The organism is Spirosoma humi (assembly GCF_054776575.1).
Genome location: NZ_BAAHBR010000008.1, coordinates 1,428,862 through 1,455,550 on the forward strand (window position 1 = coordinate 1,428,862; position 26,689 = coordinate 1,455,550).

Sequence of the window (26,689 nt, forward strand, 5' to 3'; positions counted from 1 at the left end):
GATTAGGTATTATGCAACAGGCACTTACACTCCGAACAAAAATTCAACTGGGTATTTATACCGTCATAAACCCATTTGTCAGGCTATTGATCCGACTGGGGTTGACGCCTAACATGGTCACCACCATTGGGCTGGTTTTGAACATTGGTGTAGCGTTCATTTTTATCGCGGGTGCCGAGCAGGGTAACCGGGGCGACTTTAGCTACATTGGCTGGGCGGGGGCGCTGGTGCTATTTGCCGGTCTGTTCGACATGCTCGACGGACAGGTGGCGCGGCTGGGGAAAATGAGTTCCTTGTATGGTGCCCTGTTCGATTCGGTACTGGATCGGTACAGTGAACTGATTCTGTTTCTGGGTATTTGCTATTACCTGATTTCTCATCACTATTTTTTCAGCTCCCTGTTTGCTTTTATTGCTCTGATCGGCTCCATGATGGTCAGTTATACCCGCGCCCGCGCCGAAGGCCTGGGTATCGAGTGCAAAGGTGGGCTTATGCAACGCCCCGAACGCGTCATTACCATAGGAGTATCGGCACTGGCCTGCGGCTGTTTCGCCCCGCTGCTGGGATCCGATTTCAAAGTGTATATACCGGGTATACCGGTGCACGTTTTCGAAACCATGTCCATCTTTACCCTGCCCCTAGTCGTGATGGCGATTATGACCAACATAACGGCCTACAATCGGCTTATGGATGCCAAGAAAGGACTTGAAGAAAAAGAAAAGCCCTCTTCGGTAAAAGCGCTGGTTGTAAGTTTTCTGCTGCTTGGCAGTGTTTTAGGATATTCTGTGCCGGCCAGTGCTTGGGCGGACGATAGTCATCAGGAGAAAGTAAAAACAAGCTTTCCGGTGCCAAAGGGCATTCCCAATCAGTTATTTTATATTCAGCGTGACCCCAATCCAAATACAATTATCTGCACGCTGAACCTGAAAAACGGCCAGTTGGATAAACAGGATCCGGTTCATGTTTTCTGGATTCGGTATACGGAGCAGAGCCAGCAAAAAGAGCTTTCTTACATCCAGCGTACGTTTGCCTACGGTGTAAAAGCCCGTCCGCTAGCAAATGAGCAGTATGAACTGACCTTTGTATCGTATAAAAAATTGCCCCTGCACCTGGCGAAGTCAGACAGGGACGCCAGCTATTACGTCTACGCGACCGTGAACCAGAAAAAGGTGATTCTCAAGCGAATTTATCTTCATATAGAAGGAGGCACCATGTGGATGCCGAATGTGAAGTATATCCAGTTGGAGGGCACCAATGCGTCAACGGGTGAATCGACGGTAGAACGTATCATGGTCTAGAGATGAATCAACCTACGGAGATTAGTAATCCGCTCATTAACAAGGGAGTCGTGGTGGTCAGCGCGGCATCATTGGCTTACCTGTTACTGTCGTATGTGCTGGTTGGATTCAACTCTGATCAGCTCGTGTTGGTCGGTTTAGTAAATGGATTATATTATGCATCCAGTCAGAGTCGTAAGTTTGTAACCGGGTTTTCTATTTTCGCCGTTTACTGGATCGTTTTCGATTACATGAAGGCGTTCCCCAATTACCAGTACAATTCAGTACACATCGAATCGCTCTATGCTCTGGAAAAGAAGCTGTTTGGTATTGGGTACGGTCAGTCGATCCTGACGCCCAATGAGTACTGGCTGCTGCACAAGACAACTTTCCTGAATGTATTGACCGGGTTGTTTTACCTGACCTGGGTGCCCATTCCGCTGTCATTTGCCACCTATCTTTTTTTTAAAGATCGCCCGGCATTCTATCCCTTCGCCCTAACGTTTGTGCTGGTCAATCTGCTGGGATTTGTTCTATACTACGCATATCCCGCGGCCCCGCCCTGGTACATACAGGCCCACGGCTTCATTTTTGACCCGCATACACCCGGCAACACCGGTGGTCTGGCTGCTTTTGACCACTATGTTGGGGTGCCCGTTTTTGCGTCTATTTATGCCAAAAGCTCCAATGTTTTTGCGGCAATGCCATCTCTTCATTCATCCTACCCGGTGATCGTCCTGTATTATGGCATCAGGAAAAAAATGGGGTTCGTCAATTGGTTTTTCGGGCTGATTATGGTGGGTATCTGGTTTTCGGCGGTCTACACGAGTCACCATTATGTGCTGGACGTTTTGGCCGGAATTACCTGTGCGCTCACCGGCATTATGCTCTTTCAACAACTACTGAAGACCAACTGGCTTCGATCGTTCATTCGGAAGATGGTGGCGCTGACCGCATAAGGAAAATAGCCACAAGCGGCTGCCCATCCCATCGGACGGACAGCTCTACATAAGACTTAGGTAAATTAATCGTTTCGGATATTTAAAAAGTCTCTTAATTCCGTGGCGTCCTGAGCGTTCATGCGCCCGGCCAATACCAACCGTAACTGTCGCCGACGGAGCGCACTGGCATACCGGTCCTTTTCTTCGTCTGTTTCGGCAATGACGGCTGGCACCTCAATAGGGCGCCCGCTCTGATCGACGGCCACAAACGTGTAGTAAGCGCTGTTGGTGCTTACCCGGTGCCCGGCCGGAATATCTTCCGCCCAAACCTCAATAAAAATTTCCATCGACGAACTGAAGGACCGAGTTACCTGGGCTTTCATGGTAACAATGTTGCCCAGCCGAATCGGCTCAGAAAATGACACATTATCGACGGAGGCTGTTACGACCAGCCGGTTCGAGTGTTTCTGGGCAGCAATAGCAGCCGCAATGTCCATGAAATGAAGAAGTCGCCCGCCCATCAGGTTGTTAAGGGTATTGGTATCATTGGGTAATACCATTTCGGTCATCACCGTAATGGATTCGCGGGCATATTTGGGTTGGGGCATTTGTTGCTGATGCGTTAGTGACAGACCGTTTTGAGGTCCACAAACCAACGACCAAAAAAGCAGACGGACAAACGAAAGGTTGAATTTGATGCTCAGGAGACACCGGATTGGCCATTGCGCCCAATCGTCAATCAGGGTTGTGGTATTGTCGAACAGTCAGTTTTGGTCAGTACATACGTGTACCCAATTTTAGGGTCTTTTAGAACCCATTTGCCCTGCTGCTCCACGCGTTCGCCCTCGAACCAGGAAAGGCTGTCTCCGCTCATACGTAGATCGAGTGTGTATGGTTGGGTTGTGCCCTCGCCCGAACGCTGCCAGTCAACCTGAATCTGAGCCGCATTGACTGTTCCCTGAAACGGCCCTCGCGCCCGATCTTTTTCGTATGGATTACTGTCTAAATAACCCGTAGCCTGATTGCCGTTAATTACTAGCTGAAGGGTTGTCGTATCGCGGCTCAGGATCTGACGGAAGCAGAGCGTGTCGGGAATTGCGGTTGTTTTTTCGGTTGACTGTGTCGCTTTCGATTGCTCAGATGAATGGCTCTGGCAGGCAAGCGTACTGGCCAACAAGCCAATAAGGACGTATTTATGCATAGTGAATGGGGGAGGTGTTTGTAAAATAACCTTTGGTCTGATCAATAGTTTTAGGGTACAGACGGGGTTTTCAGTGAATACATGAAGAAAAGAGAACAAAACAATGCATCCGTTGTTGTTTGCAGAACGGGTAGCCGCTACCATTCTTTTACAAACTCCTAGTCTCTCATGTTACCAACTAAAAACGCATTCGCAGGGCGGAAGTGGGCCTTACTTGCTGTCTTATTGACCACTCTGGCTTTCTCGTTCACCGCTTGTAAAAAAGACGATGACAACACGCTTCCACTATCGACGATTGGCGATCTTATCAGCACCGGAAGCAAGTTTACCTTACTGAAAGCGGCTCTTGCTCGGACGGGATTAGACGGAGCGCTTGCTCAACCCGGCACTTACACCGTTTTTGCCCCGACCGATGATGCATTCAAAGCCTTTGGCTACGTTGATGCCGCAGCTATCAATGCAGCCCCTGTCGATCTGCTGAAAACGGTTCTTCAATACCACGTACTTAGTACCAGAATCGGTGCGTCAGATATTCCCGTGGCTGTTAATACTAGCCAGCAAACGTTGGCTGGTCTACCGGTCTATTTATCAAAGGTGACCTCAGCATCGGCTACCTCGGCGACTGTTTCTATCAATGGTGCACACATATTACAGGCCGACGGCGTGGCTAGTAATGGCGTCGTTCATGCCATCGATCGAGTGCTGTTACCGCCTGTTTTTGGTAACATCGTCGCCACAATCCAGGGTATTCCTCTGTTGTTGCCAACGGCTTCGTTCAAGCTGCTTCAGGCGGCTGTTACAAAGGCCGGTATCGGTGCCTCATTAACGGCAGTTGGCCCACTGACCGTATTTGCACCAACTGATGCAGCTTTTAAGGCGGTGGGTATCGATTCGGCAGCTATTGCTACCACTCCGGTTGCCACTCTGACATCCATATTAAGCTACCATGTGCTCAATAGCCGTACGTATACGCCACTCATCACCAGCGGATCCAGTCTATCAACCCTGCAGGGAGGAACCATAACGGCTGCTAGAAGCACCACCGCCCTGACCGTCACCGGTAAAGGCAATAGCGGTACGGCATCGAACATCGTAGGCCCCGATATCACCGCTACAAATGGTGTAGTGCACATTATCGACCGGTTGCTATTGCCTCAATAAATTGATTCAACCGCAAATGTAGAGCAGTCCGAATTGTCAGGGACTGACGCAAAAAGCCTCTCTTTTCTTCGCGTTGAGCCGCATGTCTACGCGAAGAAAGGAGAGGCTTTTACATGCAGATTGTGCCGACAGAATCTAGGTGCCTGGAAACCAAAAAGTCGGCACCGGATTACTCCAGTACCGACTTTTGTAATAGGCTTGGCTACGGCCAATGCTTTAACTCAACATTCGGAATGACTCCAGTTGTTGACGTAGTCTGAAACCAGTTTATCGGGCGAGTTCAATGTTGACCCGGCGACCTTTGATCGTATTGCCTTCCATAGCGTCGACAACGCGGTTGGCTACATCTTTCGGTACGTCGACATAGGTGAACTTGTCAAAAATATCGATGCTACCGATGCTGCTGCCTGGGATGTTGGCTTCGCCAGCAATGGCGCCAACGATGTCACCCGGACGAACGAAGTCTTTCCGACCAATGCTCACCATCAGGCGAGTCATATTGGCATCACGCTCGCGAGGGGCGCGTTGATCATCGCGTTCGAAATAAGGCTTCCGCTCACCACCGTCATTGCGGTCGTTGAAACGGGGACGATCACCACCAGCGCTCCGGCGATCACCGAAACGAGAGTCGCTCCGGCCACCATCACGATCACCAAAGCGGGAACCACCGTCGCTCCGGCGATCACCGAAACGAGACCCGCCATCACGGTCACCAAAGCGAGAGTTGCCCCGACGGTCGTCAGAACGACTATCACCCCGGCCACGGTCCGCATACTTGTCGCGGCCATTCCGGCGATCATCTTCCAGGTTGAGGTTCTGATCCGCAAACTCGTTCTTTTCCAGACCCATGCTACGTTTTACCAGAGCGGCTACAACCTGCTCCGTCGAGAATCCGGCGTGGTTTAGCTGAACCAATAAGTCGTCATACAGGTTCAGATCTTTACTTTCCTGAATCGTTTGTTGCAGTTGTTCGATAAAGCGAGCTTTGCGAACACCGACGATATCTTCGAAGGAAGGAATTACACCTTTCTCAACCTTAACTTTCGTGTACGTCTGGATTTCGCGGAACCGATATTTCTCATCACGACCGACGAATGAGAAGGCGCGACCCGATTTACCCGCGCGGCCCGTCCGACCGATCCGGTGTACGTAATATTCTTCGTCGAGGGGAATGTCGAAGTTAATAACCGCATCAACATCGTCAACGTCAATACCACGGGCAGCTACGTCGGTAGCCACCAGAATGTTGGTGGTGCCCGCCCGGAACTTGCTCATGACGTTATTCCGTTGCGCCTGACGCAGGTCACCATGCAACCCTTCGGCCTGATAGCCCCGGATTTGCAGATCTTCAACGATCTCGTCGACCTTCCGTTTTGTGTTACAGAATACCAGCATCAGTTTAAGGTCGTACATGTCGATCAGACGACACATTACTTCCACTTTTGCCTTCGATTTTACTTCAAAGTAAACCTGTTCGATGTTAACGTTCGTCAGTTCTTTCTTGACGACTTTCACCAGGACAGGATCTTTCTGGAACTTCTGGGTGATCTGCATGATCGGCTTCGACATCGTTGCCGAAAACAGAATTGTTTGCCGCTCTTCGGGCATTTCTTCCAAAATGCTCTCAATATCTTCGCGGAAGCCCATGTCCAGCATCTCGTCAGCTTCGTCAAGAATCATCATCTTAACGTTGTTGAGTTTGAGGGTGTTACGTTCCATGTGGTCCATAACGCGACCGGGCGTACCAATAACGATATGCACACCGCTTTTGAGGGACCGGATTTGCCGCTCGATGGAGTCGCCCCCATAAATGGCTTCAATCCGAATACCCCGCTTGTACTTGGCCAGTTTCTTGATTTCTTCAGCAACCTGCAGCGCCAATTCGCGCGTTGGGCAAAGAATAAGCGTTTGCACCGACCGATCCTGAATGTCGATCAGGTCGAGAGCGGGAATACCAAAGGCGGCCGTTTTACCCGTGCCGGTTTGGGCCTGTCCGATGACATCACGGCCTTCCAGAATGGGTGGAATGGCTTCTGCCTGGATAGGCGACGGGCTCGTGAAGCCCATGTCTGTAACGGCCGATAACAGCTCTGCCGAAATAGCCAGGTCAGAAAATAACAGTTGATTTGGGTCCGCTTTGGGAGCCGTTGCTTCGGTAACGGCTGGCGCGGCTGCGTCGGCTGTTGTGAGCGGCTCATCGGCAACGATCACTACTTTGTCGGCAACGCCTTCAGCAATGAGTTCCGTTGCTGTATCATCGAACGAAGTTTCCGTAGTTGATTCGGCTGCTGGTTTGGCAACTTTCTTTTTAGGGACCTTGGCGGTTTTGGATTCAGCCGTTGCCGCATCGGTTGGAGCGACCGCGCTGGCGGCCATTTCCGTAGCTATTTTTTCAATGTCCAGGAGTGCATCCTGATCTGAGGATTTATTTGTTTTCGTTTTCATTAACTTGGAAATGATTAAATACGTAAATCATCCAAGCGAAGACGAGTATGTGCCAGTGAACGGCGCGATAATGCGAAAATTGCCCAACGAACCAAGCTGCCCAACGACCCAACAGGACCACCTCCCCGAACCTTTTCAAGGGGAATAAAGACAACGAACCGGATCGACCGGCCGACTGATTGACGATTAGCCCACGCGCTAAGGTCCCGCTCACGGCGGGACGTCCACACAGAAACCCATCCTGTACATCCGTACATAAGCTCTGTCAGACCTAACTCAACGCGTAAAAAAGGAGAGAAACAGAGACGCGAACGGATGTCGCTTGTAAAATCTGGTGCAAAAATACAACTAAATCCGCCAAAAAGCAAGAGTATGCTTATAAATATTGTATTTATTGGGGAAACGACAGGTCGCTTGTACGTATTTGAGTAGAGTAGTAGGATTTTCTCCCGAAATTATACCGGATCTCAGTTGGTTATAGAACTGATCCTGTACAAAACCGTAGTTAATGCAATGACACCTTCATTCGGCAAAGCCATCATACTTATCGGGACGATAATCGTACTGGTCGGTATCGCGATTTACTTTTTCGGGGATAAACTAGGTTGGCTGGGCAGATTGCCCGGAGATATACGCGTAGAAGGCAAAGGGGGCGGAGGGTTTTATTTTCCTATTGTGACCTGTATTGTCGTTAGTCTTCTGCTAAACCTGATCATTGTCTTGATCCGTCGTTTTTTCGGGTCGTAGCCTTGCCGGCATCCCTGGTCGGGTTGTCTTCGTTATAGGTCAGTTTGTTCAGGTAAAACACTTCCCGTTGCGGCACATCACGCTGCGTTGTTTTGGATGGTGCTATTTTCTGGAACCCACAAGCTAGAAAATGCTGGCCGTACCACGCCATCAGGTTGTCCTGAGCCGAAAACGTAACTTTTTCGTTCTCGGTATTGGTTTGCAGTTTAAACTTTTCCGTTTCCTTGAGAATCTTACTGCCCTGAATGACTTCGGTCGTTATTTCGCCATCGCTCGGATAAGCCAGCACAACCCGGTCTCCCTGTTGAGAGACCTGTACCATCTCGGTTAGGTCTGTACTAACCAGTTCTTTAATGGGAAAACAATTATCCCATAACAACTTTCCCTGTTTGTCGAACCCGCAAATAAAGGCGTGGGTATACCGGAAGCCCTCGTATCGGTCACTCCCGCGCAGATAGCCACCATACGCCAGCGTGTTGCCCCGGTACTGTGGGTAATATACTTCGGCCACGAGGGTGAGGCCATTGGCGGTGGGCTTCAGGTCATGTACAAGCAGCCGGTAGCGAAACTTATAATCTTTGCCTTCATCCTTTTTCTTCTGTGCCCTGGCCAGCAGTTTTTGCTGTCGCTGTGGTTTCAGGTAATTAAAAAAGTTCTGGAGTTGAGAAAACTCAATGTACTGAATGGCATTGGCTGGTTCGGTGCCCGTATCGCCGTGATGGATCCGTGTCACATAAATGCCCTGAGAATAAGGGGTGCAGTCAGTAGAGTAATTGCCTACCAATAATGATTCCTGTTGATTAACAGGTAGTAATTTTCCTGAAATCAGACTATTCGATGCTCCGTCAAAGTTCAGCGTGCGCAGGAGCTTGCCGTCGTAATTGTAGGTCCGTATCGAAAATTCGCAATGCCGCCGAAGCGAATGAACCAGCACATGTACTTCCTGCTGGGCTTCATCGATTTCCAGGCTGCTTATTTCCATGCGGTTGACGTACATGCCGGGGAGAACTTTCACCGTACGGTCAAAGAAAGAAAACGACATTACAACCGGCCGGCCGTGGTGATACCCGCTCACGTAGGCCTGACTACCCATTACCTTGAACTGCTGAACATCCAGTTGGTCAATCAAACTACCATCAAACGTTTCGATAACGCCATCATCGAGGTGCAGCCGTACGAACTGGTATTGATCCGTATCGTATTCGCGGAAGAGGTGATACACATACCGATCAGAGTCGTAGGTCGATACCTGTACATACTTAACGTCCTGCTTAAACTCTGTCTGCCACAGCAATTTAAGGTTCGTATCGTATTTTCTGAAACTCAGTTTAACCGGTGTATGGTCGACAAAATTGCCGGTACGTACCGTCATCAGAACGCCTTTTTCGGCCAGTGGTGTCACGTCAAAGGCTTCGGCTTCGTCGGGGTCTGAGGGAATCTCAAGGCGCAGTGACTGCGCCAACTGCGCGCACGCCGGTCGAAATCCAATAGTCAGAAACAGCAGACAGCCTAAGTAAACGATACGAAACATGAAAATAGATTTATAACCAATGGCGTATTGTCCTGTGTATCTACGAAGTTAAGTAGAATACCTAACAAAAATCATACCTCCCGACATAAGTTCCTGACTGGATCAAGGCGCGTAAATCATCCGTTTTCCTGAGAAGCATTTCAGTAAGATTAGTATTTTTTTTACAATATCCCCAACTTTACCTTCTGAAGTCAAATAGATTAGCCGTCCTTATTTTCGGTAAACTATTTCTTGAACGAATCCAAAATTTGTCTTAACTATGAGTGAAGTAGCCACCCGTTTTGCCCCCGGCGTTGTGACCGGCGAAGGCGTCACCGAAATTTTCCGTCACGCCAACGAAAATGATTACGCCCTTCCTGCCGTCAATGTCGTTGGAACGGACTCCGTTAATGCCGTATTGGAAACGGCTAAAGCCGTTAACTCACCGGTAATCGTCCAGTTTTCGAATGGTGGTGGAATTTTTTACGCGGGTAAGGCCCTGCCAAACGACAAACAGCAAGCGGCCATTGCCGGATCGATCTCGGGTGCCCTTCATGTTCACCATGTTGCTGAACTGTATGGCGTACCGGTGATTCTGCATACCGACCACTGTGCAAAGAAACTCCTGCCCTGGATCGACGGGCTACTCGAAGCGGGTGAAAAGCACTTTGATCAAACAGGTAAGCCGTTGTACTCATCGCACATGCTCGACCTGTCGGAAGAACCGATTGAAGAGAACATCGAGATATGCTCTAAATATTTTGAGCGCATGGCCAAAATCGGCATGACGCTTGAAATTGAATTGGGGGTGACGGGTGGCGAAGAGGATGGCGTCGATAATTCGGACGTTGACGATTCGAAACTATATACCCAGCCTTCCGAAGTGGCCTATGCCTATGAAGAGCTGAGCAAAATCTCGCCAAACTTCACGATTGCGGCTGCCTTCGGAAACGTACACGGTGTGTATAAGCCCGGAAACGTAAAACTGTCGCCGATCATTCTGGACAACTCCCAAAAGTATATTCAGGAAAAGTACGCTACGGGACCATTGCCAGTGAATTTTGTCTTCCACGGCGGGTCGGGTTCCAGCCGGGAAGAAATCCGGGAAGCTATTCGCTACGGGGCCGTTAAAATGAACCTCGATACCGACATGCAATGGGCCATGTGGGAGGGTATCCTGAAGTATTATAAAGCCAAGGAAGGTTATCTGCAATCGCAGTTGGGTAACCCGGAAGGTGCCGATTCGCCGAACAAAAAATATTATGATCCACGCGTGTGGCTTCGTAAGGGCGAAGAAAGCATGGTGCAGCGGTTGAAAATTGCTTTTGAAGATTTGAATTGCATCAACCGCCTGGCTTAATTTCCAGACAGATTTAATGGGTTGGGGATAATGGACTGGCTTGGTAAGCTGGCTGTTATCCCCATTTTTTTTGACACAGTCAGCGAAGAATTTATAAAACTTTATCCTAAGTAATTGCGCTGCGTTTGCGGTCAGGTCATAAGGCCGTAGAATGACTGTGCAATCAGGCGAACCAAAATTTTAGTAGCTGACTGTTAAGGAGTTACTATAAGGCGGGACGTTGAAATTTGCGTAAGTGATTCTACTTAACGGCCACTTCATGCGTTGATTGTACAATAAGTTTGGCGGTCGACCTGCCGTACAAAACCTTCCTCTGTTGGGTCGGCTGGTACTTCTAATTGCCAGCCAAATTCGTTAACTTTCAGGTAGATATATCCGTCGATATGATGTATTGTGGAAAAAATTGGCTTTTCTAGGAATTGGTTTTCTGATGAGGGAAGAATTCAACGGATAGCTAATTTGGTATCAACGCAGACAGCTGAATTTAACAGTACTTTAATTAAAACATGAATTTAATACGATCAGCGTTACGCAAGCCCATAACCGTTCTGGTGTTAGTGGCAAGCTTGTTTTTTTTCGGAATCAGCGCCGTCCGTACCATCAAGATTGATATATTCCCGAATCTTAATTTACCCGTTATCTATATTTCTCAGCCATTCGGTGGGTACACGCCTAACCAGATGGAGGCATTTTTTGGGAAGCAGTATGTGAACCTGCTCCTTTACGTGTCGGGGGTAAAAAGTATCGAGACAAAAAATATTCAGGGGATAACACTGCTGAAATTATCCTTTTACGAAGGCACAAACATGGCGCAGGCGGCTGCCGAAGTGTCCGCCTACTCCAACCGGGCACAGGCGCAGTTCCCACCGGGATCGCAACCGCCCTTTATTCTGCGTTTCGATGCCTCTACGTTGCCCGTAGGCCAATTGGTGTTGAGCAGCCCGATTCGTAGTAATAATGAGCTTCAGGATTTGGCGAACGTTTACATCCGTTCGGGTTTTACGTCTATTCCCGGTCTGGTATCACCTGCCCCGTTTGGCGGTAACTCCCGTTCCATCGTGATCAAGGCCGACCCGGAATTATTGCGCTCGCACAACCTGACCCCCGATCAGTTGGTTGCCGCCTTACGGATCAATAACCAGGCAACACCCGCCGGCAACGTACGGGTAGGCGACCTGAACTATTTTACGCCAGCCAATACAACGGTTCTGAATATCAAGGATTTCGGTAATATTCCGCTCTTTACCGGAACGGTTCAAAACCTCTACCTGAAAGATGTGGCCACGATTGAAGACGGAGCCGATATTACCCAGGGATATGTGCTGGTAAATGGGAAACGTTCGGTGTATTTGCCCATCACCAAGTCATCCGACGCATCGACCTGGGAGGTTGTCCAAAACCTGAAAGCGGCCTTGCCCCGTTTCCAGGCTCTGCTGCCCGAAGATGTGACCCTGACTTACACATTCGACCAATCGGTTTATGTGATCAATGCCGTAAAAAGCTTGATGACGGAAGGAGCTATCGGCGCTATTCTGACGGGGCTAATGGTACTGCTGTTTTTGGGCGACGTTCGGGGAGCGCTCATCGTTATTATTACCATTCCAACCTGTATCATTTCGGGCGTCCTTTTTCTGTCGTTGTTTGGGCAAACCATCAACATCATGACCTTGAGCGGCCTTTCGCTCGCGATCGGTATTCTCGTCGATGAAAGTACGGTAACGATTGAGAACATTCACCAGCACATGGATATGGGTAAACCCAAAGCGCTGGCCATCTGGGACGCCTGTAAGGAAATTGCGTTTTCCAAACTGCTGATTCTATTCTGTATTCTGGCCGTATTTGCGCCCGCTTTCACGATGAGCGGCATACCGGGAGCCCTGTTCCTGCCTCTTGCGCTGGCCATTGGTTTTTCGATGATCACATCCTACCTGATGGCTCAGACGCTGGTGCCTGTGCTGGCCAACTGGATGATGAAAGAGCACACCCATGTGAACAATGGACAGAGCACTCAGCCTGTAAATGGAAACACAATCCATACCAATGGCGTGGCGTCAAGCAATGGTAAAGGGTCGCATGACGATGTGCTTGCCGAAAAGCAGAAACTGGCCCACCAAAAAGATATTGATCACGACGGAAAGCTCAGCTACTTTGAGCGAATTCGGGTTCGGTTCGTGCGTTTCATTGATCGGATGTTACCGTATCGCAAGCCGATTGTGCTCGTGTATGTTGTAGGGGCACTTGGGCTGGCCGTTTTACTTATTACGGTGATTGGGCGGGATGTGTTGCCCCGGGGCAACGCCGGTCAGTTTCAGGTTCGGTTACGCAATCCAGACGGAACCCGACTCGAAAAAACGGAAGCCACCATGCTGAAAACCATCGATGTGCTGAACAAGCTGGTTGGCAAAGAAAATGTCGAAATCACGTCAGCGATGGTTGGTATGCACGGCGCTCAATTCTCGACAAGCCCGATCTACCTGTTTATGGCGGGGCCGCAGGAAGGCGTTTTGCAGGTGAGTCTGAAAGAAGATTACGAGGTTGATCTGGACGAGCTAAAGGATGAGTTCAGGGCCAGCATGAAGAAAGCCCTGCCGGGGGTCAAGCTGTCTTTTGAGCCCATCGAATTAACGGACAAGATCTTAAGTCAGGGCTCGCCAACGCCAATCGAAGTCCGATTGATCGGTAAGAATAAAAAGCAGAATGAAGAGTACGCGAACAAGGTAATTGCCAAGTTGGACCAGATTCCGTATCTGCGTGATGTACAAATCGGGCAAGCCACCAAGTACCCGGCAATCAACGTAACCATTGATCGGGCGCGGGCGGCTCAACTGGGAACGGATATTTCCGCGATTTCACGCTCGCTGGTGGCGGCTACTTCATCCTCGCGTTATACGGAGAAAAGCGTCTGGATTGATCCGAAGTCGAGCCAAAGTTACAGCGTTCAGATTCAAGTGCCTGAAAATCAGATGACCACTATCGGTGATTTGGGCGAAATACCCATTTCACCCAATGCGAGTCGTCCGGTTCTGAGCGATGTGGCCACGCTGCAAAAAGGAACAACGTATGGCGAAAATGACAACGTGGGCGCCATACCGGTACTATCGGTGACGGCCAATTTGAATGACATGGATTTAGGAACAGCGGCTACCGATGTTCAGAAAGCAATCGACTCGCTGGGTGAACTGCCCCGCGGATTGACGGTGAAAATGCAGGGGCTGACCGAGGTGTTAATCAGCACACTCGATAGTCTGCAAAATGGCCTGATGGTCGCTATCGTCGTTATCTTTCTAATGCTGGCGGCCAATTTTCAGTCCTTTAAAGTGTCGCTGGTCGTTTTGTGTACGGTGCCCGCCGTATTGGTCGGTTCGCTGGTGCTGCTGATGCTGACCAAGTCAACGCTTAATCTGCAATCCTATATGGGCATGATTATGTCCGTCGGTGTATCCATTTCCAATGCCGTACTGATGGTAACCAACGCGGAGGAACTGCGAATGCGAAGTGGCAATGCTTTATTGGCCGCCCGTGAAGCGGCTTCGCTGCGGATGCGCCCCATCCTGATGACCAGTGTAGCCATGGTGGTCGGTATGATTCCGATGGCCTCGGGGCTGGGCGAAGGTGGATCCCAGACAGCTCCCCTGGGACGTGCCGTTATTGGTGGCCTGATTGCATCGACCTTTGCGGCTTTGTTTATCCTGCCTCTGGTATTCGCCTGGGTGCAGGGCAACACCTCAACGGAGTCGGTATCACTCGATCCCGAAGATAAAGAAAGTAAATTTTATATTCCCTCCCCGTATGAAACGGCCAATTAAACAGTCAATCCAAAGCCTGCTCGTTGCATTTAGTAGTGTACTTCTTATCGGTTCGTTAATCGGTTGTCATTCGTTGGAAGGCAAAGAGGAGCGTGAGGAAAAAGAAGAGACGAAGAAAGCCGACGCACCCACTGCGGTTGAGGTATTCCCGTTGCAACGCGGAAAGTTGGCATCTTCTCTGCAAGTGCCGGGCGAACTGGTTGCATTTCGGGATGTCGATATCTATGCCAAAGTGAGCGGCTATATCAAATCGTTGAAGGCCGACGTAGGTACTGAAGTGAAGCAGGGACAACTGCTTGCCTTAGCCGAAGCCCCCGAACTAAGCGCGCAACTTTCTTCGGCCGAATCAAAGCTTAAAGCGCAGGAAGCCCTTTCCATTGCCAGCAAAGCCAACTACGAGCGGATTCTGGAAGCCAGCAAATTTTCTGGTGCCGTATCGAAAAACGATGTTGATCAGGCGCTGGCCAAGCGCAACGCCGACCTCGCCCAACTGGAAGCAGCAAAGTCGGCGTATCGGGAAGTAGCCGATCTGAAAAAATACCTGGAAATACGTGCTCCGTTCAATGGCATTATCAGTGCCCGCAATGCCAGCACCGGTGCCTACATCGGACCGGCAGGCAAAGGATCCGAATTTCCGTTGTTCGTGCTGACCGAGCAAAAGAGATTGCGTCTGGTTATCTCGATTCCAGAAGCCTACACGGGCTATGTCGATATGAACGATCAGGTTACCTTCAACGTCAAAGCGTTTCCTGACCAGAAATTTACCGGGCAGGTTAAGCGCCAGGCGGGGGCTCTGGACAAACGGCTCCGGTCGGAGCGGGTAGAGGTTGATGTGATTAATAATGACAAGAAACTGCTGCCCGGTATGGTTGCCGAGGTAAACGTGCCCTTACCAACGAAAAACAACACCTTCATTGTCCCCAAATCGGCCATTGTCAATTCGACAACCGGCGTTTTCGTGATTAAGGTCGTTAATGGGAAAGCCGAGTGGGTACCCATCAAAAGAGGGCTTGAAGCCGATGAAAAAGTAGAGATATTCGGCCCACTGACTGAAGGTGACCAACTAATCAAATCGGCTAACGAAGAAATACGGGATGGTTCGCCCGTGAGTAAAAAGTAGAGACGCATACTTGCGTCTCGTTTGCCGGATGGTTCATTTGCCCAGTTGCTGACGTAACGAGACGCAAATATGCGTCTCTACATTATTTTACGTACCCCAGTTTTCTGGGAATCGTATAGATCTCCGTTTGGCGGCCATCGATGTAGCGAAACGTCTTGCCATCGAAAAAGCCATCTTCTTCGAGCATAATGCGTACTATTTTTTTCCACTCTGGAATTTCAACGGCTGCATTAAGTTCAATGGAATAGGCGGTGTTGGCTAGTAAGGGATAATCGCCAGGGCCTGGAACGCCCTTCTGCTGATCCCATAAGCCGATAGTTGGACCAGCCGCGTGACCATGTACGCCAATCGGGTGTGAGTAAATGGTGCCGTTGATTCCTTCTTTTTTGGCTTTTTCCAGAGCCGCCAGCAGCATCTGGTTCCCGGTTTTACCCGCGCTGAATTGCTCCGTCAGAATCTCCTGTAACCGATTGCCCTGTTTAAAGGCGGTTTTGATAGCCTCCGGCACATCTGTTTCACCAGGCTTCAATACGTACGCGTGTTGCTGTTGATCGGTGTTCAGGCGCAAATAGGTAATGCCAAAATCAACGTGCAGCAAGTCGCCGGGCTGAATAACCTGCTTGTCGGGCCGTTTGGAAAACGTGTGGAGATGATTGAAGTCTTGGTTATCGGCACGTTGTACATCTACCGTTGGGTGAAACCAGGTGCTCAGACCGAGGTTGGTAATGCGCTGGCGAAACCACCAGACTACATCATCGGTCGTAGTGACGCCCGGCTGAATGACCTGCTCCGAAAACCCCTCCTGTATAATCTGGTGCGATAATCGACAAATCAGCGGATAAATCGCCATCTCTTTTTCAGTACGGGTTTCAAGCCAGCCAACGGCAACTTTCTCCGCCGAAACGATTCGTTTCTGATACTCAGCAGGTAGTTTCCTGAGGAACTCTTCGTGTTCCGAGAAAGAGAGCCCATCGGCATGACCGTAATTGGTCGACATGTTGAGCCCTATTTTTTTAGGCTTTCGGTCTTCGATAATCTTAGCCAGGGCCTCCCACTGGTTCGGCCGAACATCAATATCCCAGGCCCCTTTCAGTAGGTTACCCACATCGTAGCGGGCAATGGCCAGCTTCTCTATTCCTTTATCACCACCTGCATCATAAAAGACAATAATGGTTCGTCGTCGCGCTGACAGCCACGTACTGGGCAGCATTGTCCGCAAAACGGGGTCTTCGTTGTATTCACGGGAGATGATGACCCACATATCCAGCTCTTCCCGGCGCATCAATTGGGGGAGAAGATTGGTAAAACGATCGTCCAGAATTTCATCGACAACGCGTGCCCGATCTCGCTCGGTCAGAACTGTAGATGGTGAAGCAAGTTGGGCGTTAGCTGTCGACAAGCAGGTCAGAAATATAAATAATTGAATGAAGAAGTGTACTGGTTTATGCATAGTATTCAGATTATGAGCAGTTTGCAGCAAGATACGCAAAGATAACTATACAGATATACGCACAGCTTAATAAGCTTACCGGGCTTATTAAGGGGCTAATTGATCGACCCGAGCTATTGGGGTATTTACGGAAAGGCAACCAAACACCAGGTACTATTCTGGCTATTAATGATCAGTTCATCTATGGGTTTAAACCGAGCGATAATGGCTGTATCCATCGCCGGATTAAAGCGAGCTGGCAAATAGTCTATTAAATCGCAAGGCTACCATGCCTACTCAAAAGCAACTTTGGAACTAATCAAAAAACTATTAAATTGTGCGCTAAACTCTGTTTCAACGCTGCTCAACTTCAATGATAAACTACAAAAGGAGAGCTTTATGGCGTGCTCGACAGACGAAAAGTTTAACGTTAAAAAAAAGCCAGAACTGATCTTTCGAATGAGTAGAACGTCCACGCCGAAGCGAATTGCAATTATTGGAGCCGGACCCGCAGGTATAACAGCAGCGTATGAATTAGCTAAAAAGGGACACCAAGTCGATGTTTACGAAGCCGAAAATAACGTCGGTGGTATGAGCAGAACAATCCAGCTATGGGGCTGTTTGGTCGATCTGGGGCCCCATCGTTTTTTTAGCACCAACCGACAAATCAACGAGCTATGGCTGGAAGTGGCGGGCAACGATTATCAAATGATTGACCGCCAAACGCGCATTTTTTACAAAAATCTCTTTTTTGATTACCCCCTCAAACCCTTCAATACATTTCGTAATCTGGGCTTGCTGGAAACCGTAAATAGCATGGTCAGCTATGTCTATCAGCAGGTTTTTCCCGTTCCCGACAATGGCGATTTTGAAAGTTGGGTGACCAACCGCTTCGGCAAGCGGCTGTACGAGATGTTTTTTAAACACTACTCCGAAAAGTTATGGGGAATTAAGTGTACTGACCTGGATGCTGACTTTGCGGCCCAGCGAATCAAGAAGCTCTCGCTGTACGAAGCTGTCCGCAACAGCCTCATGGGCAATAGTCGTAAGCATCAAACGCTGGTCGAACAATTTGCCTATCCTACCCAGGGGACGGGTATGATCTACGAGCGAATGGCCCAGTACTGCCGGGACCATAACGGACGGGTATTTCTCAATACGAAAGTCCGCCGGGTCATCATGGAACAACAGCAGGTAGTGGGCCTGGAGCTGACCGATGGTACAACCGAACGTTACGATGCGGTTATCAGCACCATGCCTATTACTAATCTGGTAAATACCCTCGACGGCGTTCCTCAGGCAGTAAAAGAAGCTGCGGGCAAACTAACGTTTAGAAACACGATTCTGGTGTATCTTCTGGTTGAGGGTGATCGCCTTTTCCCCGATCAGTGGTTGTACGTACACTCACCGGAACTGAAGGTTGGTCGAATCACCAATTTTCGTAACTGGGTACCTACGCTTTATGGCTCCTCGAAAGATACCATCTTAGCCCTCGAATTGTGGTGTAACGACGATGACGAACTGTGGCGCCAGTCGGATCAGTCTTTAATTGACTTGGCTACGGCCGATCTGCGGAAAACTGGTCTGATCGCCAATAAAAAAGTGCTCGATGGGCATATCCATCGGATTCCGCGCTGTTATCCTATTTATGCGAAAGGGTATATGGATGCGCTGACTCCGGTACAGGATTACCTCAGCGGCATCGCCAATCTATATCCCATTGGCCGATATGGTGCATTTAAGTACAACAATCAGGACCATAGCATCCTGATGGGGATTTTGGCCGCCCAAAAACTAACCACAGACCAACAACAGGAAGTCGACCTATGGGCGGTGAATACCGACTACGAAACCTATCAGGAGAGTACGGTTATCACGGAGACGGGATTAGTAAAACAGTAATTTCCTTAAGCAATTTCTGCCTCAGAGGTGAATGATACGTTTTGATAATTGGCTTTCCTTACTTACTTCGTTCGGATTCTTATTGGTGGTAATCTGTTCGTTATTAGTTGTTTATCAGCAGATAGGGGGGGCGGGCGGTAGCCGACGCAGGCAATGGGGCTGGGCGGCCGTTTTTTGTGGGCTGTTGCTGCTCATGCGCTTGCCATTTATCGCCTACAATAGGGAACTGGAAGTTGACGAATCCCAGATGCTGACTCAGGCGCTGAGCCTGACTAAATACTGGCGGTACTGGATAGATGTGGATGGCCTGACCCAGGGGCCACTGGTCAGCTATTTGCTGATCCTGCCTTCGTGGTTTGGCGGGCATTTCGATTACACCTCGGCCCGTTTGGTCGGCTTTGTGCTGTTAAGTCTTACCTTGCTTTTTACCTATCTAACGGTTAATAATCTGTTTGCCAAGTCGATCAGTTTGGCCGTGTTTGTGCCCACCGCGTTTTTTTATCTGTTGGTTCAGGGATGGTTTTGTGAGCTGTACAATGAATACGTCGTGTTATGCTTACTGGCTATTACTTTCTGGTTGTTCTCAATTCTGTACAATCAATCCCATCCTGCGTTTGGCGTTCTGCTGGCCCTGGGTTTTGTGTCGGGGCTCGTTCCCTTTGCCAAACTACAGGGAGTACCTACGGTGCTGATTACGTTGGTTTTTACGGCGTTAATCATCCTCTCGAAGAGCCCTGATAAAATTCGATCGCTCCTGGTTCTGCTGGCAGGCTGTTTATGTTGTCCGCTATTCGTACTGGCCCTTACGCTCCTGAACGGATCATTCGACTATTTTCTTAACTTTTACTTGATTGGTAATTTTCAGTACAACTTCGGAGGATCTATCTGGGAAAAAGCATTGAACTATCCAGCGTTTTTGTGGAGTTCGGGGCAGTTTTTAAACCTTTTCATTAGTTACGGACTGCTACTTGCCGGGGGGCTCTGGTTTAGTATCCGTTCGTCTTCTCGGGTGAATACCCGGTCATTTCTGCTCTGGTTTGGCTTACTGCATGTACTGACGGGTTTTTACGAAGCCATTAAATCGGGCTATCAATTTTATCATTATCAGCAGTTCCTTATCGTACCGCTGGCCCTCCTGAGTGGAGCAATCTGGGCTGGTTATTATGCTACTCGACAAATACCCGCTTCAACGATGCGGCTGATTTTGGCGGGTTGGGTGCTTGCTTGTTGTCTACCTTACGGGATAGATAGATTGGTTCTGTTCGTTAGTTCTTCGAAGGCTGTTACCATCCGTTTATACGACTTGTTCCAGCCGATTCCGGTATCGCCGATTTCTGAAAAAATCTTGACGTATACTCGCCCAGGCGATGACATTACCCTGTGGGGCTGGTATCCAGTCTATCACATCGAAACGCAACTCAGCCAGGCAACCGCCGATAACATTACTTTTCGAGTTCTCATGCCGGGACCGCAGCAGAAAAAACATCAGGCCAGATTTCTGAGCGATCTGAAAAGGCATCGCCCGGTGGTTTTCGTTGATCTGGTTAATCGTCGTCACTCGTTCTGGTTTTTAAATCCAGATGTATTCGGTCACGAACAGGTTGCACCCATCGGGGCGTACATCCAGGCGCATTATCAACACGTTGCTACGATCAATGATGAACGGGTTTATGTTCGTAAAGATCGGCTCGGGTCCAATGAGTTGCCCCCAAAGTACTAGTCAACGGGTCAAGAACTCGTAAACAAAAATAGCGATAGGGACAAAAGCTTCCACGGTTCGCCGTGCAGTCTTCCGTGGTGAAGATGCCGATCGCCTTTATGAGTCTATCGGGTGGCTTCGTCCGATCAAACAGCGAGGCTTTGACCGGGCCGCTGGTGTGGTTCTTTCAGTAATCATTTGATCCGTTTCCACTCCTCGCTCAGTGGCCGATGTATTGCCCGCAGGCAACGTTTGTGTTCAAATGTGCATCTTACCAATACGAATGAGTTCATTTTGCTGGTCGATAGAAATTTTCCGTCTATCGAAAAGATTAGCACGCTCCTTCGTTTTACAAGTACATTCGCAGACTGTTAACCTCCCCAATTGCATGAAATTTATACTACTAATACTGGTCACACTCATTTCGTTGACGATGGCTCCTGCGCAAACCGGTAGTAGTGGTCTGCGGGGTGTGGTTAGAAACAAGCAGGGGGAAGCCTTGCCCTTTGCGGCTGTCATTGTGAAGGGGACGAACAAGGGCACGATTACGAACGCCGAGGGTCGATACGAAATCGGACTTGCACCCGGTAAATACGACATTGTATTCCAATATCTGGGCTTTCAGTCTGTTCAAAAACCAATTGAGATAGGCGGTGACTTCGCTACGCTGGATGCTACCCTTGAGGAGCAGGCGCTACGATTGGCTGAGGTGCAGACCAAAGCCGGGAATGAAGATCCTGCGTATACGATCATGCGCCGGGCCATAGCCAAAAGCCGGTTCCACCAGTTGCAGGTGCAGCGATTCAAGGCACGGGTCTATACCAAATCATCGTTCACCGTTATTGACCTGCCCAATCTGGCCGAAATGGCGTTTCGGAAACAGCTCAAAGAAGCCGAAAAAGAAGCTAATTTTAAAGTAGGTGTTCCTTTGCTCAACGAAACCGTGGCTGAAGTATCGTTTACGCAGCCCAACACATTTCGGCAACGGATTATTGCCAATCGCAACTCGCAGGGGGATTTCCTGAGCCCCAATCAGTTTTACAATGCCAGCTTTTATAGCCCCACTGTTGCCGGTGCTGTATCGCCTTTATCGCCCAAAGCGTTTGCCTACTATAAGTTTGAGTACAAAGGCACGTTTCGGGAGCCGGGTCCATCCGGTGCTCCGGTTGAGATCAGCAAAATTCAGGTTATACCCCGGCAGTATGGCGAAGGCGTTTTTCGGGGAACGATTTATATTACCGAAAATACCTGGGCCATCCATAGTCTGCAACTGGAAACGGTAAACAACATCGGCGTGTCTATTTCAGTCCGGCACATATGCAGTCCCATACAGGGTGTCTGGATGCCAACGAACCAGCGGTATGAAGGGAAGGGGACCTATCTGGGCGTGAAAGCCAGCGGCTACTACATTCGAAACCTGACGTTTAATGAATTTGTCGTGAACCCTGCTTTTGTTGAAGACATTGAAGTGGCCGACGAGAAGAAAGGGGCACCTGCCCAAACGCTCTCCAAAGGTGATATTAAGGGTAAGAACTTCGACGAGCTAGTTAAAAAACAAAAGGAGTTTTCGACCAAAAACCTGCGTCAGATGGTCAAGGAATACGAAAAGCAAGAGAAGCAGGCCCGTAAAAACCGGAAAGAAGATGTGGCCGTTGTGCGCGACGACTCCCTGGAAATCGACTCACTGGCTCGCAAACGCTCCAATGTATTCTGGGATTCACTCCGCTCAGTGCCGCTTACCAGTGGCGAAATCAAAAGCTATCGGAAAGCAGACAGCTTAGGGCTGGTTCGTGAAACAAAGGTACTTACGAAAGCCGATTCGCTGAAGCGCGACAGCCTTGCCGTAGCCGATAGGCAAAAGAAAAAAGCGGCCAGTAAGTTCTCGATTGGTCAAGTGCTGAGCGGACATACCTGGGGGCTATCCAAACGAAGTGCTCTGATTTATACCAGTCCGCTGACCCGGATTGAGTACAACACTGTCGAAGGCTACACGCTGGAGGGAGCGCTCAATTTCCGGTATCGGGCGAAAGTGGATTCGGTCAATCGGTTTCGGCAAATTCAATTGGGCGAGTGGAATGTGGGAGGTGTGGGCCGCTACCAGTTTGGCCGGAAACAAGTTGTGGGTTACGGCCTGGCGAGTTACCAGCATAAAAGCACACGGGTTGCCCTGTCGGGGGGGCAATATTTGTACCAGTACAATCCCGATAATCCGATTAGCCCGTTTCTGAACTCGTTGACAACGCTGCTATTTGAACAGAATTTTGCCAAATTATATCAGAAAGATTTTCTAAATCTGACCCTTACTGCGTCGCCATTCGGAGAACGGGTGTCGTTAACGGGGAGCCTGGAGTACGCCCGCCGTTCTGAATTGGCCAACTATCGGGACGATCTGAAGCCGTGGATCAACTGGCGCGAGCGGACGTTTACACCAAACCGTCCCGAAAACGCCGAAGTCGCGACAACGGCTTTCCCGACGCATAACGCGCTCGTGCTCAATCTGACGGCTTCGGCGCGGTTGGGAGCTACCCAGTATACCATCCGCAACGGGCGACGTATTGCCCGGCGTGATAACGAAAGTCCGTTGCTGACGGTAAATTACCGCAAAGGAATGGACCAGGTCGATTATGATTTCTTCCAGGCAAGCATCAGCCATTCGTTCGAAACGGGCATTCGGAGCCGGTTAAACTACAAACTCAGCGCTGGCTCCTTTCTGAATGATCGGCAGGTTTACTTTCCTGATTTCAAGCATTTTGAAGGAAATCAGTTCTTCTTCCAACAGGGCGATGTCGTTTCGACGTACCGATTGCTGCCGTATTACCAATACAGTACCGCCAAGCGCTTTGCCGAAGCCCACGTGCTGGCTGAGTTTCGTAAGTTTTTCGTCACGCAGTTGACCGTTGTTCGGTTGCTGGGCCTGAAAGAGAATTTGTTCGTACACTACCTGTACACACCGGCTTCTAAAAATTACACGGAAGTAGGGTATGGGCTGGATGGGCTGATTCCGCAGGTGCTGCCCTTCTTTCGGGTAGAAGTCATTTCGCAATGGCAGGATGCCAAGTATCAGGGTTTAGGATTTAGAATCGGCACGACGTTGAAGTTTGGGCGGTAAGTCTGAATTGCTGGAGCGGTTCAGGTGGGTTATATATAAATAAATCGCTTCATTCTGAGTTGATTACCTAATACAAACATAAACTTGGTTTAATTAACACATCACAGTGGGGACTTTACTTTGCGTAAACCAAAGTAGGTCTGCATGAACCGTAGGGATCTTGTTAAACGAATGGGAGCAGGGTTGGCTGCTCTTTCGGTAAATAACCTGGTATCTGCGCAGGCGGCAACACTTCCCAAACAACGGGTGTTGCGCATTGCCCACCTCACCGATACCCACATGCAGCCGCTGATCGGCGCTGCCAAAGGCTTCGAACGATGCCTGCATCATGTACAAAATTTGACGGATAAACCCGATCTGATCGTCAACGGTGGCGATGCGATTATGGAAGCGCACGGTCGTCAGAAAGACAGCGTCAGTCGACAATGGCGTCTGTATAACGATGTTCTCCGTAGCGAAAATGCCCTCCCCGTTGTAAGCTGCATTGGAAATCATGACATTTGGTGCCCCAGGGAAACCAGGGCTTGCTTCGAAGCAGGCCGGCAATGGGCAATGGACGAGTTTCACCTGGCAAAGCGTTACTACAGCCTGGACCAAAACGGCTGGCACATTATCGTGCTGGATAGCGTGCAACCCAAACCCGACGGAAGCTGGTACACCGCTCACATAGACGACGAACAGTTTGGCTGGCTCGAGGCTGATTTAAGCCAGACACCCGTTGAAATGCCCGTTCTTGTCGTTTCGCACGTGCCGATTCTGGCCGCTTGTGTTTTTTTTGATGGTCAGCGTTTTGCGGGTGAAAACTGGAACGTACCCTCGCGCTGGATGCACAGCGATACCGTTCGAATCACCGACCTGTTTCACCGTCATCCAAACGTAAAAGCCGCCCTCAGCGGTCACATTCATTTAACAGACCGGGTTGATTACAATGGCGTTTCGTATTTCTGCAATGGAGCCGTCAGTGGTGCCTGGTGGTTCGGGAAGTACAAACATACGTCTGCCGGGTATGCCATCGTCGATCTGTTCAACGATGGATCCGTAATGAATACCTACGTGAACTATGTCTGAACCAGGATTTGTTTGGTTTTTACGACAGTCTATGATTTTAGAAAGAATCAGATTAGGCTAAAAATCAACCAAATGCTGCGGCTCAGGCCATGGACAACATAAAAGACTTATTCGACGTATTTCCCCGCTCTGGCCGAGTGGAGTGGATTGGCATCCGGCCTGAACGCAAAACGGCCGTAGCGGTGGTCGATTCGGTAACCGTATCCGATAAGAAAGGTCTTGTTGGCGACCATTACAGCGGACAAAGTGGCAACCGTCACGTAACTCTGATTCAGGCCGAGCACTTACCCGTTGTGGCGGCCCTGCTTGGTCGTACCGACCTCGATCCCGCTCTGGTTCGCCGAAACATCGTGGTGTCGGGATTAAACTTATTGGCGCTAAAAGACAAACAAATTCAACTTGGCGATGTGATTCTGAAAATTACCGGGCAATGCCATCCCTGTTCTAAAATGGAAACAACACTTGGTCCCGGAGGGTACAACGCCATGCGTGGGCACGGTGGCATGACCGCGAAGGTTGTACAGAGTGGGCAGATACGGGTAGGCGATGCGGTTGTGATTTATCCTTCATAGAACTTTACTTTCTTTTCCCGCAGGAAGGCTTTAATTACATCGACATGCACGCATTGCCCTACGTTCAGAAACGGGTAATTTGATACCCGGCTTTTGCGGCCGTTTACGAGTACCTCCTGATCTTCAATATCGAAGCCCAGATGCAGGTGACGTGTAGCCGATTGCATTCCATAGATAAGTCCGTTTGTATCAAACAAAGGACCCCCGCTTTGACCCCGCAGACCGGGTGTGCTCAACTCGATTCCGGTAGCCACATTGTTATCCCCCGACAGCCGGGTAACAATGCCATCAATCGGGAAGCTGGGCGAGACGACGCGCCCCGTTGTTGTCCATTCAATATCGTCAATGGACGGGTTGTAGCGAAAGTTGGTAAACTCAGGGAATGGATAACCTAACCGGCACAAACTCCGACCCGGTTTTATCCGGCTCGTATCGCCCAGGAAAACAGCGTGTGAGCGATACAGTGGTCGATTGTACCCTTTGAAGCGCAACAGGGCCAGGTCCTGGGTCGGGTGGTGATCAATGTTCAGCCGTTCGAACTGATCAACGCAGTTCACAAAATTATTTCGTATCCGAATAATGGTATCGGCACTCAGTTTAAATCTCGTTTCTAACTGACTGATTAGCTGAGCCGCATTCTTCTCCCGCAATGCCTCCCGGCGGGCACCCTGAAACTCCCGATAGTTGTGGTAAATAGGATCGCTCTGCCTGATCAGTTCAGCAACATGCTTACAGGTGATGGCACATCCGTGTTCATTTATGAAAAATAGGGTAGCTGTTCCGGGTACAATCTCATTATGGCCATACAGTCTGACAATAGAGTGCATCGGCTGGGTAAACGGATTAACGCGTTCAATGGCGTCAACAAACATAGAGCAATGGTAGTAAGTAAACCGATCTGGCGGTAAGTGAGCACGCAAGTTAACAAATCACGGCTCACTTATCGTGCCAGACGTACGGTGTAACAACTTACTTTTTAGGCGTCACTTTCACTTCAGCTGGCACAACCGCGCCCCGGTCTGCGCTATCGGGTGGAGCCTGCTGGGGAGCGTCTAGTGTATTGGTCGTGGTATCGCCCTGACGCCCAAACACCGAGCTATCGCTGGCGGCTGTTGTATCAGCCATCTGGCTTTCACTGTTTTCAGTCTTCTTGCCCGAACAGTTCCCCAGTGTCAGACTGGTGCCAACGATAAAGGCCATGCATAGCCAGGACCGAATGGGTTTGATGCGATTATAAATCATAGTTTTTCAAACGTTTGAGAGTTGAATTGAAGGTCTGATTCGTAGGCCTGTGATGCCAGTTCTCCAAACCTTACCACGTAGGGACGAGGCTTAAAGAACC

19 protein-coding genes are annotated in these 26,689 nt (G+C 49.5%); 12 read left to right on the plus strand and 7 right to left on the minus strand.

Translation table 11 applies throughout. The features are described 5' to 3' along the window. The first annotated feature begins 11 nt into the window (after positions 1-11). Positions 12-1,298, plus strand: coding sequence for a DUF4833 domain-containing protein (locus ACYU8Y_RS14580; RefSeq protein WP_460938413.1), 1,287 nt, complete (start codon positions 12-14; stop codon positions 1,296-1,298). 2 nt (positions 1,299-1,300) lie between these two features. Continuing rightward, positions 1,301-2,236 carry a phosphatase PAP2 family protein gene (locus ACYU8Y_RS14585; RefSeq protein ID WP_460938415.1) on the plus strand — a complete coding sequence of 312 codons (936 nt, stop codon included), beginning with the start codon at positions 1,301-1,303 and terminating at the stop codon, positions 2,234-2,236. A gap of 65 nt (positions 2,237-2,301) precedes the next feature. On the opposite strand, the gene ACYU8Y_RS14590 is transcribed toward ACYU8Y_RS14585, so the two are convergent. Together ACYU8Y_RS14590 and ACYU8Y_RS14595 are read right to left on the minus strand one after the other, a co-directional pair. Beyond that, the gene (locus ACYU8Y_RS14590; protein WP_460938417.1) at positions 2,302-2,826 is read right to left on the minus strand and encodes an acyl-CoA thioesterase; all 525 of its coding nucleotides are present in this window, start codon (positions 2,824-2,826) and stop codon (positions 2,302-2,304) included. A 131-nt stretch (positions 2,827-2,957) separates the two neighbouring features. Beyond that, on the minus strand, positions 2,958-3,419 hold the full coding sequence (locus ACYU8Y_RS14595; RefSeq protein ID WP_460938419.1) for a hypothetical protein: 462 nt from the start codon (positions 3,417-3,419) through the stop codon (positions 2,958-2,960). A 168-nt stretch (positions 3,420-3,587) separates the two neighbouring features. Between ACYU8Y_RS14595 and ACYU8Y_RS14600 the strand changes: the two genes are divergently transcribed. Then, positions 3,588-4,580: a fasciclin domain-containing protein gene (locus tag ACYU8Y_RS14600; RefSeq protein WP_460938421.1), complete on the plus strand. Its 993-nt coding sequence runs from the start codon at positions 3,588-3,590 to the stop codon at positions 4,578-4,580. A gap of 267 nt (positions 4,581-4,847) precedes the next feature. Here the strand turns inward: ACYU8Y_RS14600 and ACYU8Y_RS14605 are convergent, their stop codons facing one another. Beyond that, positions 4,848-7,025 (minus strand): DEAD/DEAH box helicase, encoded by a 2,178-nt coding sequence (locus tag ACYU8Y_RS14605; protein ID WP_460938423.1) that lies wholly within the window; start codon positions 7,023-7,025, stop codon positions 4,848-4,850. A 513-nt stretch (positions 7,026-7,538) separates the two neighbouring features. Between ACYU8Y_RS14605 and ACYU8Y_RS14610 the strand changes: the two genes are divergently transcribed. Continuing rightward, a complete protein-coding gene (locus tag ACYU8Y_RS14610; protein ID WP_460938425.1) occupies positions 7,539-7,772 on the plus strand; it encodes a DUF2905 domain-containing protein in 234 nt (77 codons plus the stop codon). Here the strand turns inward: ACYU8Y_RS14610 and ACYU8Y_RS14615 are convergent. After that, entirely contained in the window at positions 7,738-9,303 is a 1,566-nt protein-coding gene (locus ACYU8Y_RS14615) for a hypothetical protein (RefSeq protein WP_460938427.1), read from the minus strand. The two genes, ACYU8Y_RS14610 and ACYU8Y_RS14615, sit on opposite strands and share 35 nt — an antisense overlap. A gap of 259 nt (positions 9,304-9,562) precedes the next feature. Between ACYU8Y_RS14615 and fbaA the strand changes: the two genes are divergently transcribed. The 3 genes from fbaA (at position 9,563) to ACYU8Y_RS14630 (ending at position 15,568) form a co-directional block, all read left to right on the plus strand. Further along, complete coding sequence (gene fbaA / locus ACYU8Y_RS14620) at positions 9,563-10,642, plus strand: class II fructose-bisphosphate aldolase (protein ID WP_460938429.1); 1,080 nt, start codon at positions 9,563-9,565, stop codon at positions 10,640-10,642. A 506-nt stretch (positions 10,643-11,148) separates the two neighbouring features. Then, positions 11,149-14,448, plus strand: a complete 3,300-nt coding sequence (locus ACYU8Y_RS14625) for an efflux RND transporter permease subunit (RefSeq protein WP_460938431.1) — start codon at positions 11,149-11,151, stop codon at positions 14,446-14,448. Next, on the plus strand, positions 14,432-15,568 hold the full coding sequence (locus ACYU8Y_RS14630) for an efflux RND transporter periplasmic adaptor subunit (RefSeq protein WP_460938433.1): 1,137 nt from the start codon (positions 14,432-14,434) through the stop codon (positions 15,566-15,568). Before ACYU8Y_RS14625 ends, ACYU8Y_RS14630 begins: the two co-directional genes overlap by 17 nt. A gap of 82 nt (positions 15,569-15,650) precedes the next feature. On the opposite strand, the gene ACYU8Y_RS14635 is transcribed toward ACYU8Y_RS14630, so the two are convergent. Further along, positions 15,651-17,018, minus strand: a complete 1,368-nt coding sequence (locus ACYU8Y_RS14635; RefSeq protein WP_460938434.1) for a M24 family metallopeptidase — start codon at positions 17,016-17,018, stop codon at positions 15,651-15,653. 438 nt (positions 17,019-17,456) lie between these two features. Here ACYU8Y_RS14635 and ACYU8Y_RS14640 point away from each other — a divergent pair, with 438 nt between their 5' ends. From ACYU8Y_RS14640 to ACYU8Y_RS14660, 5 genes are all read left to right on the plus strand, one after another. After that, the gene (locus ACYU8Y_RS14640; RefSeq protein ID WP_460938436.1) at positions 17,457-18,899 is read left to right on the plus strand and encodes an FAD-dependent oxidoreductase; all 1,443 of its coding nucleotides are present in this window, start codon (positions 17,457-17,459) and stop codon (positions 18,897-18,899) included. A 31-nt stretch (positions 18,900-18,930) separates the two neighbouring features. Beyond that, on the plus strand, positions 18,931-20,619 hold the full coding sequence (locus ACYU8Y_RS14645; RefSeq protein WP_460938438.1) for a hypothetical protein: 1,689 nt from the start codon (positions 18,931-18,933) through the stop codon (positions 20,617-20,619). Positions 20,620-20,986: 367 nt separating this feature from the next. After that, positions 20,987-23,707, plus strand: coding sequence for a DUF5686 and carboxypeptidase regulatory-like domain-containing protein (locus ACYU8Y_RS14650; RefSeq protein ID WP_460938440.1), 2,721 nt, complete (start codon positions 20,987-20,989; stop codon positions 23,705-23,707). Positions 23,708-23,851: 144 nt separating this feature from the next. Next, positions 23,852-24,775, plus strand: coding sequence for a metallophosphoesterase family protein (locus ACYU8Y_RS14655; RefSeq protein WP_460938442.1), 924 nt, complete (start codon positions 23,852-23,854; stop codon positions 24,773-24,775). A gap of 89 nt (positions 24,776-24,864) precedes the next feature. Next, a complete protein-coding gene (locus tag ACYU8Y_RS14660; RefSeq protein ID WP_460938444.1) occupies positions 24,865-25,347 on the plus strand; it encodes an MOSC domain-containing protein in 483 nt (160 codons plus the stop codon). Here ACYU8Y_RS14660 and ACYU8Y_RS14665 read toward each other — a convergent pair. Next, on the minus strand, positions 25,335-26,219 hold the full coding sequence (locus ACYU8Y_RS14665) for a S1 family peptidase (protein WP_460938446.1): 885 nt from the start codon (positions 26,217-26,219) through the stop codon (positions 25,335-25,337). The two genes, ACYU8Y_RS14660 and ACYU8Y_RS14665, sit on opposite strands and share 13 nt — an antisense overlap. Before the next feature lie 97 nt (positions 26,220-26,316). Beyond that, complete coding sequence (locus ACYU8Y_RS14670) at positions 26,317-26,589, minus strand: hypothetical protein (protein WP_460938448.1); 273 nt, start codon at positions 26,587-26,589, stop codon at positions 26,317-26,319. Positions 26,590-26,689: the final 100 nt, after the last annotated feature.

What these genes read in the sequence shown, in the direction of transcription:
- ACYU8Y_RS14580 (WP_460938413.1), top strand. Translation starts at nt 12, where the DNA reads ATGCAACAGGCACTTACACTCCGAACAAAAATTCAACTGGGTATTTAT.
- ACYU8Y_RS14585 (WP_460938415.1), top strand. Translation starts at nt 1,301, where the DNA reads ATGAATCAACCTACGGAGATTAGTAATCCGCTCATTAACAAGGGAGTC.
- ACYU8Y_RS14590 (WP_460938417.1), bottom strand. Translation starts at nt 2,826, where the DNA reads ATGCCCCAACCCAAATATGCCCGCGAATCCATTACGGTGATGACCGAA.
- ACYU8Y_RS14595 (WP_460938419.1), bottom strand. Translation starts at nt 3,419, where the DNA reads ATGCATAAATACGTCCTTATTGGCTTGTTGGCCAGTACGCTTGCCTGC.
- ACYU8Y_RS14600 (WP_460938421.1), top strand. Translation starts at nt 3,588, where the DNA reads ATGTTACCAACTAAAAACGCATTCGCAGGGCGGAAGTGGGCCTTACTT.
- ACYU8Y_RS14605 (WP_460938423.1), bottom strand. Translation starts at nt 7,025, where the DNA reads ATGAAAACGAAAACAAATAAATCCTCAGATCAGGATGCACTCCTGGAC.
- ACYU8Y_RS14610 (WP_460938425.1), top strand. Translation starts at nt 7,539, where the DNA reads ATGACACCTTCATTCGGCAAAGCCATCATACTTATCGGGACGATAATC.
- ACYU8Y_RS14615 (WP_460938427.1), bottom strand. Translation starts at nt 9,303, where the DNA reads ATGTTTCGTATCGTTTACTTAGGCTGTCTGCTGTTTCTGACTATTGGA.
- fbaA (WP_460938429.1), top strand. Translation starts at nt 9,563, where the DNA reads ATGAGTGAAGTAGCCACCCGTTTTGCCCCCGGCGTTGTGACCGGCGAA.
- ACYU8Y_RS14625 (WP_460938431.1), top strand. Translation starts at nt 11,149, where the DNA reads ATGAATTTAATACGATCAGCGTTACGCAAGCCCATAACCGTTCTGGTG.
- ACYU8Y_RS14630 (WP_460938433.1), top strand. Translation starts at nt 14,432, where the DNA reads ATGAAACGGCCAATTAAACAGTCAATCCAAAGCCTGCTCGTTGCATTT.
- ACYU8Y_RS14635 (WP_460938434.1), bottom strand. Translation starts at nt 17,018, where the DNA reads ATGCATAAACCAGTACACTTCTTCATTCAATTATTTATATTTCTGACC.
- ACYU8Y_RS14640 (WP_460938436.1), top strand. Translation starts at nt 17,457, where the DNA reads ATGAGTAGAACGTCCACGCCGAAGCGAATTGCAATTATTGGAGCCGGA.
- ACYU8Y_RS14645 (WP_460938438.1), top strand. Translation starts at nt 18,931, where the DNA reads ATGATACGTTTTGATAATTGGCTTTCCTTACTTACTTCGTTCGGATTC.
- ACYU8Y_RS14650 (WP_460938440.1), top strand. Translation starts at nt 20,987, where the DNA reads ATGAAATTTATACTACTAATACTGGTCACACTCATTTCGTTGACGATG.
- ACYU8Y_RS14655 (WP_460938442.1), top strand. Translation starts at nt 23,852, where the DNA reads ATGAACCGTAGGGATCTTGTTAAACGAATGGGAGCAGGGTTGGCTGCT.
- ACYU8Y_RS14660 (WP_460938444.1), top strand. Translation starts at nt 24,865, where the DNA reads ATGGACAACATAAAAGACTTATTCGACGTATTTCCCCGCTCTGGCCGA.
- ACYU8Y_RS14665 (WP_460938446.1), bottom strand. Translation starts at nt 26,219, where the DNA reads ATGTTTGTTGACGCCATTGAACGCGTTAATCCGTTTACCCAGCCGATG.
- ACYU8Y_RS14670 (WP_460938448.1), bottom strand. Translation starts at nt 26,589, where the DNA reads ATGATTTATAATCGCATCAAACCCATTCGGTCCTGGCTATGCATGGCC.